This window comes from Marinilabilia salmonicolor JCM 21150 (assembly GCF_000259075.1).
In the GTDB taxonomy this organism is placed as follows: domain Bacteria; phylum Bacteroidota; class Bacteroidia; order Bacteroidales; family Marinilabiliaceae; genus Marinilabilia; species Marinilabilia salmonicolor.
In genome coordinates, this window is record NZ_AJKI01000011.1 from 57,505 (window position 1) to 73,052 (window position 15,548).

A 15,548-nucleotide genomic window follows, 5' to 3' on the forward strand; every position below is an offset into this window, starting at 1 on the left:
TTATCCTGATAAGTTTTTAAACAGTTTTATCTCCAAAAACAAGGGCTTCAAAAGCAAAAATATTGGCATCTTTCCAACCATCCCAGCCAAGCCCTGCTTTATCCCGGGCACAATGTCCCAATAATTCTTCAAGGTTCCAACCCGTTTTTATGGCCACCTGCGGAAGAAAAGTTCCACTACGTCCGTTTTTCTCAATGAGAATTCCATGCTTACCCGGAACAATCTCATCCACACAAGCCACTTTCACCCGCGGAGTCAGGACGGATATTTCAATGTCAACCTCATTCAACTCATCCTCTGTTACGGACTCAAAACGGGAATCATTCAAAGCAGCGGCAGCAGTCATTCTGTCTATTACCCTCCAAAGCGGCACATCATCACCAAAACTCCCGATACACCCACGCAATTCCCCACACTTATAGAGCGATACAAACGCCCCGGTGCCGATAGTCAGGTTTTCAGAACTCAGCTTTCCGGGGTCTTGCATAGTCTGCCCTGTCAAAGCCATTTTTAATGTCTGATGAGCCCTGTCAAGCAGCCACTGTTTTTCCTCGTTATTCAAAGAGAAACCAGCAATCTCCTTTTTTGTTTTGGGTAATCTGTAAACAGCCATAGCTCGATAGCCTACCACTCGTTCTTTATCGCCGACAGAGACATCTCCGGAATTGCCAAAATCAACCTCCTCCCATCTAATGCCACCGACATGCCTTGTAATGTTCAATAAGGTCAAGACAGACGACCATCCGCACATACTGGTTGAGAGTCCCTCAACGTTCAGTTTTCTGTTTCTTTCCAACACCGACAACAATTCATCCGGATCATTCTTCAGCACCGCCTCTGCAGTATTGGCATCAACCTGCAGGGCCATTTCATAAGAAGGATAGTGAGAGAAATCTGTACTTATGACAAATAAATTCCCGGAGGTAAACCATTTTTCCAGAGTTTTTGCAATACGCGGAGTTACGGAAGCATCGTGTGGCCCAACAAGCAAAGGAACTAATTTAAAAGGATGTTTGAGATGGAATTGCAAAAAAGGCACCTGCACTTCAAGAGAGTGTTCCCGGGCATGAACCTCAGGATCAGAAAATATCCCCGATTCCTGCTCAACCAACTCGCCGGCAACGTCTGCATCCACCTCCACCGGTCCGAAGGGAGTCATAAAATCGCCCTGCATATACACTGCTGCACCATCAAAGGCGACACGGTGGCTGGAGCCTATAAGAAATATCCGCTCAATTTTGGCATCCTCCGGAATCTGATTAAAACCCGAAGCCGCAATTTTCCCGGAATAGACATAACCGGCATGCGGAACAATAATGGCAGCTACCTCATCGTTCGTATCCCTTGGTTTGGCACGACTAAATAATTCCTTCAGATGCCCGTGCAGCAAACTTGCATCATCCTCATAAAACATTCCGGCCACTGCCGGTTTCCTGTCTCTTTTCAGCATCTTCTCCTTCATTGAAATTTGATAAGCTAAAATTAATATCGAATGAAAACCCGATCTTATGCAATCCTTGCTAAAGTTACAAACATAAACTGCAGACTCAAAAAAAAACAACCTCATTAATTCTCTCTATCCCCGCATATTAAAGGGACCAAAACATTTTTTAACGTCATTTTTTCTCTAAAAGACTTGCGAGTTCCAAATGAACCCCCTATTTTTGCACCGCGTTTGAGAGAAACGGATGACTCAGTAGCTCAGCTGGTAGAGCACGTCCCTTTTAAGGATGGGGTCCAGGGTTCGAATCCCTGCTGGGTCACCAATTAAGAAAGCCACTCATTTTTTGAGTGGCTTTCTTGTTTTTCAAGCACCCCATCTTGAAACATCTACTGACAGAAATCATAACAAAACTCGCTCAAAGATCGTAATTTCGGAAAAAGAAATCTCTTTTTAAGATGGGCAGACAACTAACAAACAGCATCTTCTCCAACACCCTTCGTGGTGGCGACATACGTTTTCCGTGAACAGAAAAAAGAACTAAAAACTCCTCAAAGTATAATTCTTTCAAAATAAACCATGGAAAACACACACATAATATCCCCCAAGCCACTGACTTTTGAAGTCATTTACCAGATTCTCGACAAAAATCAAAAACTGGAACTCTCAGACGAATCGGCCGGTCTTATAACTCACTGTAAAAATTGGCTGGATCACAAGCTGCAAACAGAAGAAGGCCCGGTTTACGGCATCAACACAGGCTTTGGAGCCCTACACAATCGTTCGATCTCCAAAGCAGACTTGAGCAAACTGCAGGAAAACCTGTTGCTGAGTCATGCTTGCGGAGCAGGACCTGAAGTGCCTAGAGATGTGGTACGTCTGATGCTGTTGCTAAAGATACATGCGCTGAGTCTGGGCAAATCAGGCATCCAGCTTCAGACAGTTAAACGGCTGATAAACTTTTTCAACAAAGGAATTGTTCCGGTAGTTCTGGAGCAGGGATCGCTGGGGGCATCAGGCGATCTTGCACCTTTGGCACACCTTTTCCTGCCACTACTGGGACATGGAGAAGTATGGATCGAAGACGAAAAAATGGCCGCTTCGGAAATGCTCCAAAGACACAACTGGCAACCGGTAAAGCTGGAAGCAAAAGAAGGATTGGCGCTGCTCAATGGAACCCAATTCATGAGTGCCCATGCAGTTTTCACACTTCTTAAAGCTTTCCGTGTGGAACAGCAAGCCGACATAATTGCAGCTCTAAGCCTGGATGCTTTTAACGGACGAATTGATCCATTCATGGAAATGCTTCACACCGTCAGGCCCCATCCGGGTCAGATTGAAACAGCACAACACATCCGTGAACTACTCGAAGGCAGCGAGCTCATCAACCAACAAAACAAAGAAGTACAGGATCCCTACTCGTTTCGATGTATTCCACAGGTGCATGGCGCAGTCAAGGACGCCATTGGATATGTGGCAAGAGTGGTAGAAACAGAGATTAACTCAGTAACCGACAATCCCATCGTTTTCCCTGAAGAAGAACAAATACTGTCGGGAGGAAACTTCCATGGAGAACCGCTGGCACTGGCATTAGACTTTCTGGGCATTGCTATGAGTGAACTGGCTAGTATTTCGGAACGACGTGTTTACCGACTCATATCGGGTGAAAGAGGATTACCTGTTTTTCTGGTAGCCAACCCCGGACTGAATTCCGGTTTCATGATTCCTCAATATGCAGCAGCCTCCATTGTGAGCCTGAATAAGCAAATGGCCACACCAGCTTCCGTTGACAGTATTCCGTCGTCTAACGAGCAGGAAGATCATGTAAGCATGGGTGGCAACGCAGCCACAAAAACCCTGAAAATTGTACGCAATGTAGAAAGGGTGTTGGGCATAGAACTATTCAATGCCGCCCAAGCACTGGAATTTAGAAGACCTGCAAAAACATCTGTTTTTCTGGAGAATCTGATGAAAGAATTCAGAGAAAAGGTTGCCTTTGTACATGAAGACAAAATAATGTACATGGAAATCGAGAAAGCCGTAAACTTCCTAAGGGGTAAACCCACGGATAAATTCAGGTCTTAGCTACTTTTTCAGGAGACAACTCATCACAATCCTCACACGAAGACTCCTTACCTTTTCGTATCAGGTGAAGCATTTTTTTCTTAAACTCATGCTCTGCACCATAAAGCTTTATTACCTGATCGATGGTAAGGATTTTTTTAAACTTTTCATGGTATTGCTTTTCCACACGGGCCTTTTCCACTTCATAGTTGATATAATTATCCACCGCCGTCTCTTTTTCAGAAGCACTCAACTCACTCTCAGAATGATAAAGCTTATTGATATTTTTCATTTTTTCGTTCCAAAGCTCATCCATCTTTTCACTCATCTCGTTGTAGACAGGCCAGAATTTCTGGGCATCTTCAGCACTCAACCCTATGCGCTCAGTCAAAAAAGCAACCTTCTGTGATTTCAACCGCTCAATTCTGGATTCTTTATTATCCTCCTGAGCATTTGCAGGCACAACAAGAGCCTGTCCCACTACAAAAAGTATTGCAATCAAATATTTAAAATGCTTCATGACTCAGTTTTTATCGTATGAAAAAATTATTGGAAAGAATGGTTATTCAAAATAAGTAACAGCAGCCAACTCTTCTTCAGAGAATGTTCCATAAAAAACAGAATCGGGCGCCAGGACAATGTCAGCACCTTCAGTCAGAATAAGTTCATTAATATCCTTTTCGTCAACAATCAATGCCAGAGAATTAATAAAGTCATCTTCCTCAGAAGTGGATTGTGTAACACCGGCATCACCGGGAAATAGTTTTGGCACCTGGTAATACAAAAGAGCAATAATCACGAACGCTGCGGCCATAGCCAACCAGGGTTTAACAACTGAGATTACGGAACCTACTTTATCCCCGGCAACCTCTGCTGCTGACTCTGCCTCTATTTTTTTCAGCATACGAGTCTCAAAATCCCCAAAATAATTTTCAGGAACTTCAAACGGACATTTTTTATTTCCAAATAATTCTTCACTCATAACACTAACATTAACCCGGCTCAAAACATTTACTAAGTGTTTGTCTATAAAGTCCAACTTCTGCGTTATTGCTCAAAATCTAAATCCTCAAATACATTAGTATTCTGCGGTTTAGATTTTTCACACGCCTTGAATTTGAACTTTCTATCTCAAACACGTGAAAAACGCTTAGTTTATATACGAGCACTACTTAGAACATTTACAGGCCCAAAGGTTTAACCTGCATTATTGACTTCGTCGAACTTCGTTTCATAAATAATCTATTCTGTGCCCAACTATCTGCAAAATACAACCGTCCTCATAAAAGCGAGGCTTTTCCTTTTAAGGGTATCCAAAATATTTTTGTGTTTTTAAAAGGCCGAAGGTCTTTAAGCAATAGCCTGGGGCGTTGTCCTGGGCTGTTGCTATCAGGCTTTCAGCCTGTTTACATCTTACCTGCCTTATGTATAAGGTAGGTTTAAACAGTCAAAACACTTCATCCTTTATAAATGCTTCTATTTTCCTCACTGCATGAAAATAGGAGGCTTTTAGCGCACCTACTGACGTTCCCAGAATATCGGACATCTGTTCATACGTCATACCATCAAAATATTTCATATTAAAAACCAACCGTTGCTTTTCTGGAAGGGCCAGCAAACATTTCTGCAGTCGCTTTTGAATCTCATCACCGGTAAAAAGCGGATCTGATTCCACCTTATTGCCCAGCATGGTTTCTATATCAGCATCTTCATGAAGCAAACCCTCTTTTTTCTTATTGATGTAATTAAGCGTTTCATTGGTAGCAATCCGGTAGAGCCAGGTGTATAAGGATGCATCACCCCGGAAATTGCCGATATGATTCCAGGCCTTCATAAAGGTATTCTGAAGCAGATCATCGGCATCTTCGTGAACAATTACCATTTTCCGAATATGCCAGTATAGCCGCTCCTTATACTTCTTCATGAGCAACGCCAAAGCCTCATTTTTTTTATTGGCTTTTTGCGCCAGATACAGTATTTCCTTATCGTGGGACTGCATGAAAATTCACATTTATTTAGTTGCGAAGATAACAAGAAAACACAATTTAAGGGTTTGTTAAGCCCCTTTATTCCTATCCCAAAAAAATCAGCTACATTTGCACCCTGATTTTTAGGAATCAGAGGTTGGCCCAGTAGTATAACACTAAAAAACACAAAATATAATGGCATTACAATGTGGCATCGTAGGTTTACCCAATGTGGGAAAATCCACACTTTTTAATTGTCTGTCGAACGCCAAAGCTCAATCGGCGAACTTCCCGTTTTGCACCATCGAACCCAATGTGGGCGTAATTACTGTCCCTGATGAAAGGCTGGTACAACTGGAAAAACTGGTCAAGCCCCAAAAGGTGGTTCCCACCACTGTGGAAATTGTGGATATTGCCGGGCTGGTCAAAGGTGCAAGCAAAGGAGAAGGACTGGGGAATAAATTTCTTGCCAATATCCGCGAAACCGATGCCATCATTCATGTTCTCAGATGCTTTGAGGACGACAATGTAACACATGTGGATGGATCCATTGACCCGGTTCGCGACAAAGATGTTATTGATATGGAACTTCAGCTCAAAGACCTGGAGACCATTGATGGCAGAATCACAAAAACTGAAAAAATTGCCAAAACATCTAAAGACCCTGAAGCCAAAAGATTGCTTGATGTTCTTTTAAAATATAAAGCAGCACTTGAAAGCGGGAAATCAGCCAGGACAGTAGAACTCTCCGAGCAGGAGCAAAAGGTAGCCAAAGATCTTTTTCTCCTGACCAACAAACCCATCATGTATGTATGCAACGTAGATGAAGCATCTGTGATAACCGGCAACAAGCATGTGGAAGCGGTAATAGAAAACGTCAAAGATGAAGACGCACAGGTTCTGGTAATTGCCGCACAAACCGAAGCAGAAATTGCCGAACTGGAGACCTTCGAAGAACGCCAGATGTTTCTGGACGATTTGGGACTTAAAGAGTCTGGTGTATCAAAGTTGATTCGTTCAGCCTACAAACTGCTGAATCTGAAAACCTATTTCACAGCAGGAGAGAAAGAAGTACGTGCATGGACTTTCCCGGCAGGTGCACTTGCTCCTCAGGCGGCTGGAGTAATCCATACCGATTTTGAAAAAGGGTTCATACGTACTGAGGTAATCAAGTACGACGAATATGTGAACCTGGGATCGGAACAGGCCTGCAAAGAAGCGGGCAAAATGCACATTGAAGGAAAAGAGTATGAGGTTCAGGATGGAGACATCATGCACTTCAGGTTTAATGTGTAGTATTCGACTCAGGGAGAATACTAATAACGGGCTGTTTATGATTTACAGTCCGTTTTTTTTCAAAAAACAAAAACACAATTCACCATTTGCACAAAACATTTTTTTCACAAATCGACCAATACAAAAACGACATTTTCTGAGCAAATCTTTTCATTTTATTCAACGAAAGGATTCATTAACAACCCCCTGACACCTAAATTAAAATATGTTAAAAAAACACAATGATAGTTCCCTCGCTTCAAAATATCTGCAATTTATTTTTCCTTTGCAATTATGAATTTCCTGAAAAAAAAAAAGATGAGAGAGACAGAAAACGATACGATAGCGAAGTTGAAGCGAAAGATTTTGATTTATTCAATCATTGAAGTAGCAATTGTAATTGTGCTGATAGTTTTCGGTGCATTCCTTTTTAACATTACTTTTTCGTAAAGAATCAGGGCAAAAATAACCTGAATTCTTTACGAGCAATTTCTTTCCCCCGAAGTCGGGTAATGAGTTCCCACTTTCCAGCTTTATCTTCATAAGGCTCCCACACAGTATCTCCAAGAAAGAATTCCCAGTCATTTGAATTTATTACGACTTCCCCCGAAAAGGGAGGAGCTGTTTTTCCATCCTTATCAAAAAAGGGAGGATGATTAATCGTAAATTCCAACACCTCTCCTTTTCCACCTTTTATTTTCAAAACATACCCGAATTCCACATCAGGAAACACAGGGATTTCCGTGGATATTTTTTTTAATTTCGGCAAGTCACGGGATTTTCGGTCCCATGAGCTGTAAATTCCATAACTGTAAAGTTCTATTTCCGGTTTTTTCCTTTTGGGCATAATTCAATAATTGGGATATTCAGACAAAGATTAGTCAACCAAATAATAGCGCAATTGATCAAGCATAATGGGAATATCCTCAGGATCCACTCCATGCTTCATTAATATAGGCCGATCTTCGACAAATGCCTGCACAAACTCCTTCAGAGACCACTCCTGATGCTTCACGGATTTCAGATACCACTCAAGGGCTGATTTCCGATCACCACGGCACCAGTTAATATGACCCATATTCATAAAATCATGCTGTGTGGGATGTTCTTCGATAGGTTTCTTCCCGTATTTAAGGGCCTGATCCAACTTCCCCTCAACAAGCGAACACCAGGCAATGGGACGCCAGACCTTATGATTATCCGGTGCCAGATATTCCACTTTAAAGTAATACTGTAAAGCCTCATCAAATCGCTTCAATTCAAGCAGGCAGTGACCAACACTAACCTGGGTATGCAAATCGTCAGGCTTGATTTGCTCAGCAGCTTTATAGTACTCAAGGGCTTTCTCTGGGTTTTTCAAATAACGGTAACAAAGGGCGATTTTTTTAAGATTCCACACCTGTGAATCGCCATAAAGATCGGCTTGCAAATAGTAATGCAGTGCCTTTTCATAATAATCATTCTGCTGATAACAATAGGCCAGTTTTTGAAGAATCTGTCGCTCCGGCATCTCTTTTTCTGCCTCCTGCTCATATATTCCGATAGCTTCACGGAAATAATTCTTACCAAACAAATACTCGCCCAGTTTCAGTGCAGTGTTCTGACCGGGTGTCAATAATGATAGAAACCATTTCTTGTGAAAAGCCATTTCCCAATTGAACGGATCATCGAAGGAAGACTTCTGGGGATGCAGTTTGAAAAACCGATAAAGATCCTGAATGTATTGATTGGAAATAAACAGTTCCTTCTTCCCGGGATCTACCAATTCATCACTCTGCTGAATCTCCCGCATAGCTTCCAGTTCACTTCCGAACATTTTCCCCATCATCTCTTTTTGCATTCCGGGCATCTGCGGAATACTCATCACCAGACTGTATTTATCGGAATTACACATAACTCCCGAATCGGCCATCGACTGAAGCATCTGCGCATTGTTCAACGGCCCTGTTTCATTCTTCAATGCATCTTTCACAATCGGGTTGGGATAGAAAAAGGGCAAAAACCAATGGTGCAGATCGTTGAAGAATGAAAAATGCTTAAGCATCTTAAAAGTGGACATAAACAAATCCGCACCCTCCATTTGCATATGACTCAACTCTTCCAGTTTATTCATCAACTCGGGAGAGTCCGAAAAAACATCCTCCCAGTCGGGATTTTTATCTTCCGACAGCGCATCGTTTAATAAGTTATCAAGATCCAGCTTTTTCCTGAGATTAGGTTGAATGCGAGCGACCTCGGGAAGAATCTCCTCATGCATCTTTTTCGTGAGCTTTTCGGTCTCTCGGGTACGAATAATCTGAATCAAAATAGATTGAATGGTCTCCACCGGAAATAACTCATTCAAACGGGAGATTTTTTCTTTCATTCCGGGAGTAATGGAGAGACGTGTATCGTACTCGTAAAGCACAAAAAGCAATCCGGTAAAGGCCCTCAGTTTAACTTGCTTATGCGGATGTTCACACAGCTGAAACAACAAATCAAGATTCTCCTGACGAAAGGTCGTAAGCAGATTAAGAGTAAGGGCACTTACCATGACACTCTGCCACGGCCAAAAAAATTCTTCTCCAAAAAACACATCCTGTACCTGTTGTTGTCTTGACCGGGCAAAACCAGGCAAAGCAGCAACCATCTCAAACAATCTGTCCTGAGATTTTTCCAGTTCATAAGACAATGGGATTTCAGAATCTACCGTGTAGGCAACCAGATATTCATCTGTAGCCTTCAGATAATCATCCATCATGCCTGTTAATTCCTCTTCAGACTTACTTTTCAAATATCGCCGTGCATCAAAAAGCCACCCCTGACCGGTCTTATTTCGCAATTCATCCACAATCCGGTCGGCAATATTATAAATATCCACCAACAAATGATTGTAAACCTGCTGTCGCTCCGGATCTGAAAACCCCTCCACGGTGTATCGCAAAAGGCTTTTATAGGTCATCTCCAGATTGTAGAGCCCGTCAATAAGATCACTGCTGTGCGTTTCTTTTACCAAATCGCCCAACACATCAAGCGATTCTTTCACCCGCTTTACCTCCAAAAGCCGGTAAACCTTCATTAGCTGTTTGTGCACTGGCGTTTCCATATCATTGTTTCTTTTCAAATTTCAGTATTACGTCCACCCCGGAATCTTTCACATCTCCCTGCGTAAGACGCAGAAAAAGGTTGCGGGTCACCTCATACTCAAGGGTAATAGTTTGCGGAGTCAGCGACTCATCCTCATTCTCTCCAAAACCACGTTGGTAAGTTACAAACAAATTGTTGGTGATATACTTACCAACCATAAAAGTAGCACTTTCCCAGTCATCACCCGCCTGCACCTCCACCATGTCAAGATTAAAAGTATTTCCAATCGTTTTTGTCAGTTGAGAAGACACCAAACCTGACAACATGGCCGATGGTACATTTCCGGAAACCCCCTGCTGATTGCCAAAACTAAGTTCATCAAACGACTGATTAAAAACAAGATAAGCCATCGCATCACGCTCAGTTATGCTACTTCCGTTGAGGGTAAAAGAGAGATTAGGTTCAAAGGCCGTGCCAGCAGCTTTCATGATCAGTTCATTTTTCTGTTTATCTTTCCCGCGAAACTGATAAGAGGCTTCCAGGTTTACCCGGGGATTAATTTCCTGTCCTCCCTGAAACGTTAACTCTCCCTCCTGTATAATAAGTTTTCGCCCATACAAAGTGTAATAACCCCGTGAAATCCCCAGCGTTCCAAAGATCTCAAAATACGTGTTGTTTTTGAGCAGATCAAAATCGCCATACAACTCCAGGTTCATATCTTCCGATTTCACCCAGGTGTTTCGTGGAATACGCACATTCAGACGACCGGTGAGGTTTCTCATCATATTGTTTGCCTGAAGAGTATCCCGACGAGAAATCGTAAGAGTATCTTCTCTGTTTAGCAGGATACTGTCAGTACCCTGTTCTTCCAGCGCCCTGACAAGCATAGGTTTGTTTACTTGAGACGGGGCACCCATATCCAGCAATGCAGGAAGATAAAAGCTCGACCGGAGGAGGGTAAGATCTCCGCCAAACTCAGGAACATTGTTTTTCATTCGCACCCACGCATCCGAATTAATCTGAATTTCATGATTCCTGTGTCGTGAGACAAAAAAATCCCGGGCCTTCAGCGAAACATCAGCATCCGACAACGTACCTGACACAAATGTTGAGTCAAAAGCAAGATTACCCTGAGCCATCAAAGTTCCCTTTTCGTTGCGGATAAAAAGAGAATCGACTACCACCCGGTTGCTGTCAAGCATTGTCACGAGTTTCAGATCAGAATATTTAATGCCGTAAGCAGGCCATATCAAGCCCCCGTTGGTTACACGGATATGCCCATGCAACACGGGACTGACTATTTCACCGGAAACTTTGACATCCATATCCAGCAGTGCTTTGAATAGTTGATCCTCGGTATCATCAAAAACAAAGAATGCAGAAGGACGCACTTTCCGGGCCACAATTTCTCCGTCGATAGTTTTAATCGTCGAAACCATCTGACTATCGGTAAAATTAATTTTCACTTCCGAGAGAGCCTCCACCAAAACTGAGTCATTACGCGGACTTTTTACCTTCAGAGAAGCTCTCAGAGTATCCGCAAGATGCGACACGTTCACATTCATTTTTTTCACCCTCAACTCGCCAGCCTGAAGGCTATCGCCCTGAATATTCAATTCAAAAGAAGGACCACTCAGAGGGCCGTTGGCACTCAGATTCACGAATGCCTCTCCCGATACCGGAAGTTTCTGCTTCAACAGTTGCCCAATCAGCGTCAGATCAAGATGCTCAATCAATGCATGCACAGCCACAGAATCTCCCGGCTGATACTCCCCACCTGCCTGAAGCCGGAAATTGCGATTATTTCTGGCCACTACCTGCAATGAATCCAAGGCCATGCGGGTGGAATCAATCACAATCTCCGGGCGCTGACCTGCAAGCGAAAATTCCTCAAACGCTGTAGTAACTCTGAGCTCCGGTACGTTAAACAGGAATGGCATTTCCATATTACCCTTTACCTGAGTCTGCAGTGAAAGCGAATCGGGCATCCACAAAGCCAGGCGGGCATCCCAGTTATCTCTCTCCATCTTACCGAAAAGTCTAAGTGAATCGGCCTTCTGTCCGGAAGCCACCACATCATTCAGCAGAATATTACCATTGCCGCAAACCCCATCAGAAGAGAGCAAACCGTCCCCGGAAAAGCGCAGTGAAGACACCGTAGCCAGTGTATCATAAGCCAACGAATCCGAAACAACGCTCACATCTACCAACAACGAGTCAGCCCGTCCGTGAGCAATCCCATTAAGATGCAGGTTTTCCCATTGAACGGGAAGCTCAAAATAAGACTTAAAAGCCTTCAGGTCAGTCAAGGTAAGAGTTACGTCAGATTGGATACTCCCATCCTCTCCATAAGAACCGGAGGCCGAAATGCTGGCAGAAGGATTTCTGAAAAACAGGGTATCCAACACAATATTTTGTTGCCGGATCCGTCCAGACATCCACAAAGAATCCACCGGCACCCGGGCTGCAACAGACTGGCGCATCAGCAAAGAAAAATCAGCCCGAAGCGATGAAAAATCATTACCGGTACCTTCAGCATTCAACTCCATATTGAACAATGTACTGTCGCCCCATGCAGGCAAAAAACGATCGGCAGGAAACCGATCAGCCTTCAGTTTTAACGATATGGGCGCTTTGTTTTCTTTCAAATCTGCCAGTGCTTTCAGATCAAAAGTCCCCAGATTGGTTGTAAAGCGGGTATGCACATCAGTCCTGCCATCAAGATAGCTTCCCTTTAACCCAAACTCTTTCAGCCGATGTTCCTGCCAGCTGGTACCCGAAAAATCGCCATCCACTTTAAGAGGAGAACTGCTGCCCTCCAGCCCGTTTCCGGAAATATTCAAACTCCCGTTAAGAATCAATGGCATATCAGCCAGAAGCAACCATTGCTGCGGATCTATCTTCCTAAAAAGCAGATCAATATTTACCCGGGACTGATGGCGGGTAGAATCATTCAGTATCTCAGGAAACCTCAAAACCCGGCCATTAACATTTATCTGTTGATCCTGATGCGATACCACCAGCTCAACATCCATATTTCCACTGGCAACAGAGGTTTTCAAATCAATACTAGGTGTCACCCCCAACCTGAAATCGGGCACCACCCATGCAAATTCATCCATCTGCACAGGAGCCGCTTCCAGATCACCCGAAAGTATCTCCATATCAGTGTAGCTTCCTGAAAACCCTATGCTGTTTCGCGGAGTCACCAAAGTCAGATCCCTGACTGTCCACACAGAATCCTTTTGCGCAACACGGACCTGAAAATGGTCCACATCAGGCATTTCAGCCGGAGTTTTGAAACCCAAATGACTCAAATCAACCTCCAACCCCTCAGGGCTGTATGCTCCCGAAAGCTCTAAATTTAGTTCTTTCACAAACCCCGGAACGAGCGTATCGTTCATTGCAAGATGAATATACCCGTCGGTAAGCGAAAACTTTCCTAACTCAAAACTCATTGGAGAAGCATCTGAAGTAGTTTCCTGTTGCTCTCCAGCAGGAGGAAGGATATCCTGAAAATTCCACGTAGAATCAGTCCGCTGAATCAAATTCACATAAGGCTTTTCCATCTGAATAGATTCCACGCTTACCTTCCCGTTCAGAAGCGGCCACAGCGAATAACGCAAAGAAAGGGATTCGATGGCCAGCATTGTATCCTCCTTTGTCTCGCCAACCCACAACTGACGAAGCGTAAGGTGCGTGAAAAAATTGCCTTCAATACTGCCCAAAGCCACTTCTCCCCTCAATTGTTCATTGGCAACTTTCACCATCTGTGACCGCACTATTCCCCTAAAAGCCGAAGTTTGCGTAAACAGCAGCAAGAGCAACACCAACACAATAAGACCGGTGAAAAAAAATATTATATATTTTAGTAGTTTCTGCATATCAAAAAGCGTGTCCTATATTCAAATGAAACTGCCAATCATCATCGTCATCAAAAACAGGACGGGCAAAATCAATTCCTACCGGTCCAATGGGAGTGGAAACCCTTACTCCTGAACCAGCTGCAAAACGAACCTCATCAAATTTAAAAGTATTCTCCTCACGCCAGACATTACCAAAATCCATAAACACAACCATACTCAACGGTCCGAATATCTTGATCCGAGGCTCAATACTACCTTCCAGCACAGAGTTTCCTCCGATGGGAATGTTCTCCTCATCCAAAGGCCCCAGCATTTGGCGTGTCCATCCGCGAACAGACTGGCTCCCACCGGCAAAGAAACGCTCTTCAAAAGGTGTCACAACACCATTTCCCCAGGGACGGATACTCCCCGCCTTAAAACGCATAGCCAGAACCAATCCACTTCGAACCGGCTGATAACGCTTAACCTCGAGAAGATATTTAAAAAACGGATAAGCCGAATCAAAAAAAGAACTGTTAGCCCGGGTATTGATTCCCAGTGACCATCCATCGGTTGGGTCGAAACGCGGATTGGCAGTGTAATAAAGAAATCCCAGCGAAACCCCGTTCTTAGAGTAGGTAGATTGATCCAAATCCCGGAGAGAACGTTCAAATTCTGAGGTGATTTCAATATCCACCCGCTCAAAATAGAGAGAAACTGAACCGGTCAGATAATCGCTGAAATTCTGATGAAGCGACAAATCACCTCCCCATATAAAAGAATCAAATCCCCGTTCATTTCTGCGCCTGATCATTGGCTTAAACTCCAGCGAAGAGCGAGGCCCCAAAATGGCAGGTTTGGTGATTTTGGCCTCGAAACGATAAGGTTCAAGCGCCGAATGCTTGGCATAGAAATTTGTCCTCATCACCGGGCCCGGGAAATTGAGATAACTCACATCCACAAAAGTCCGGAATTCATCTTCCCGGCCATAACCCACACCAAAGCGGGTTGACCACCGGGGGGCCTCCTCAATGTTCAGTTTTAAAGGGATGGTTTCCTTCTGACGGCTGGAAAGACCGGCCTGAAGGGATGCTATCCTGAAAAGCCCAAGTTCATAAATTTGCTTTTGAGATTGGGACACCCCCTTCGAACTGTAAACATCGCCCGGCGCAATGGTCATCTGTTTGCGAATGGCTTTCTCAGGAGTTCGGTCCAGTCCTTCAATACTCAACTCCCCAAACCGACAGGAGGGACCTTTATCAATATTCCAGTCAGCAAAAGCTTTTAAAGTATCAGCAGAAAGCGAAATAGCCGGCTGCACATCCACATAAGCAAATCCTAAAGAGGAAAACCATGTAGCAATCACTTCCTGGTCACTACTAACCTCTTCGTCACGAAACCGTTCTCCCCGTTTTGTTTCAAGCTCGTTCGTCTCTTTATGCCAGGCCTCACCCATCAACAAAGAGTCTTCCAGTCCTGCTTCTTTTGTAGAGAAGCTCACCCCTCCGACTGTAACCGGACGTCCCTCTTTTATCCGGATCAACAGATCCACTTTATATTTCCGGGGATGCATCTCCAGTTCAGGTTCTTGAATCTGCACATGCAAATACCCCTCACTTTGATAGAATGCTTTCAGTTGAGCTTTATTCATCTCCCAGGCCTCGGAGCTATAAAACGATGCTTCCTGCTTAAAAATAAGCTTTCCTATCCATGAAGCTTCATTAAACGTAATTTTCTCCAGCAACTCTCCATCATCAAATGCCTCATTTCCTTTAATTTTTATTTTCCTGATTTCCGCATTTTCCTGAGCATAACCGGCAAGGGAAAGGCACAATGCCATCCACAAAAGAAGGTACCGGATTGTATATCGATTATTGAATTTCACCATAA

The 15,548-nt window shown here is 43.7% G+C and carries 10 protein-coding genes and 1 tRNA gene; 3 read left to right on the plus strand and 8 right to left on the minus strand.

Annotated elements, in window-relative coordinates; translation table 11 throughout:
• Positions 1–16: 16 nt before the first annotated feature.
• Positions 17–1,462 carry an AmmeMemoRadiSam system protein B gene (amrB, locus tag W7W_RS0107250; protein ID WP_010663136.1) on the minus strand — a complete coding sequence of 482 codons (1,446 nt, stop codon included), beginning with the start codon at positions 1,460–1,462 and terminating at the stop codon, positions 17–19.
• Positions 1,463–1,690: 228 nt separating this feature from the next.
• Between amrB and W7W_RS0107255 the strand changes: the two genes are divergently transcribed.
• Together W7W_RS0107255 and hutH are read left to right on the plus strand one after the other, a co-directional pair.
• Positions 1,691–1,766 (plus strand) — tRNA-Lys (locus W7W_RS0107255).
• 254 nt (positions 1,767–2,020) lie between these two features.
• Entirely contained in the window at positions 2,021–3,526 is a 1,506-nt protein-coding gene (gene hutH, locus W7W_RS0107260; RefSeq protein ID WP_010663137.1) for a histidine ammonia-lyase, read from the plus strand.
• Here the strand turns inward: hutH and W7W_RS0107265 are convergent.
• From W7W_RS0107265 to W7W_RS0107275, 3 genes are all read right to left on the minus strand, one after another.
• A complete protein-coding gene (locus tag W7W_RS0107265) occupies positions 3,516–4,025 on the minus strand; it encodes a hypothetical protein (protein ID WP_010663138.1) in 510 nt (169 codons plus the stop codon). The genes hutH and W7W_RS0107265 overlap by 11 nt on opposite strands.
• Before the next feature lie 42 nt (positions 4,026–4,067).
• Positions 4,068–4,487 (minus strand): hypothetical protein, encoded by a 420-nt coding sequence (locus tag W7W_RS0107270; protein ID WP_010663139.1) that lies wholly within the window; start codon positions 4,485–4,487, stop codon positions 4,068–4,070.
• A 465-nt stretch (positions 4,488–4,952) separates the two neighbouring features.
• On the minus strand, positions 4,953–5,504 hold the full coding sequence (locus tag W7W_RS0107275) for an RNA polymerase sigma factor (protein ID WP_010663140.1): 552 nt from the start codon (positions 5,502–5,504) through the stop codon (positions 4,953–4,955).
• Positions 5,505–5,667: 163 nt separating this feature from the next.
• Here W7W_RS0107275 and ychF point away from each other — a divergent pair, with 163 nt between their 5' ends.
• The gene (ychF, locus tag W7W_RS0107280; RefSeq protein ID WP_010663141.1) at positions 5,668–6,768 is read left to right on the plus strand and encodes a redox-regulated ATPase YchF; all 1,101 of its coding nucleotides are present in this window, start codon (positions 5,668–5,670) and stop codon (positions 6,766–6,768) included.
• Between the two features lie 433 nt (positions 6,769–7,201).
• On the opposite strand, the gene W7W_RS0107290 is transcribed toward ychF, so the two are convergent.
• Genes W7W_RS0107290 through bamA form a run of 4 tightly spaced genes read right to left on the minus strand, consistent with a single transcriptional unit; the run spans position 7,202 to position 15,546 of the window.
• The gene (locus tag W7W_RS0107290; protein WP_010663142.1) at positions 7,202–7,594 is read right to left on the minus strand and encodes a DUF3859 domain-containing protein; all 393 of its coding nucleotides are present in this window, start codon (positions 7,592–7,594) and stop codon (positions 7,202–7,204) included.
• A gap of 30 nt (positions 7,595–7,624) precedes the next feature.
• Positions 7,625–9,832, minus strand: coding sequence for a tetratricopeptide repeat protein (locus W7W_RS0107295; RefSeq protein WP_010663143.1), 2,208 nt, complete (start codon positions 9,830–9,832; stop codon positions 7,625–7,627).
• Between the two features lies 1 nt (position 9,833).
• Entirely contained in the window at positions 9,834–13,697 is a 3,864-nt protein-coding gene (locus W7W_RS0107300) for a translocation/assembly module TamB domain-containing protein (protein ID WP_010663144.1), read from the minus strand.
• Between the two features lies 1 nt (position 13,698).
• Positions 13,699–15,546, minus strand: a complete 1,848-nt coding sequence (bamA, locus tag W7W_RS0107305; RefSeq protein WP_010663145.1) for an outer membrane protein assembly factor BamA — start codon at positions 15,544–15,546, stop codon at positions 13,699–13,701.
• Between the last annotated feature and the right edge of the window lie 2 nt (positions 15,547–15,548).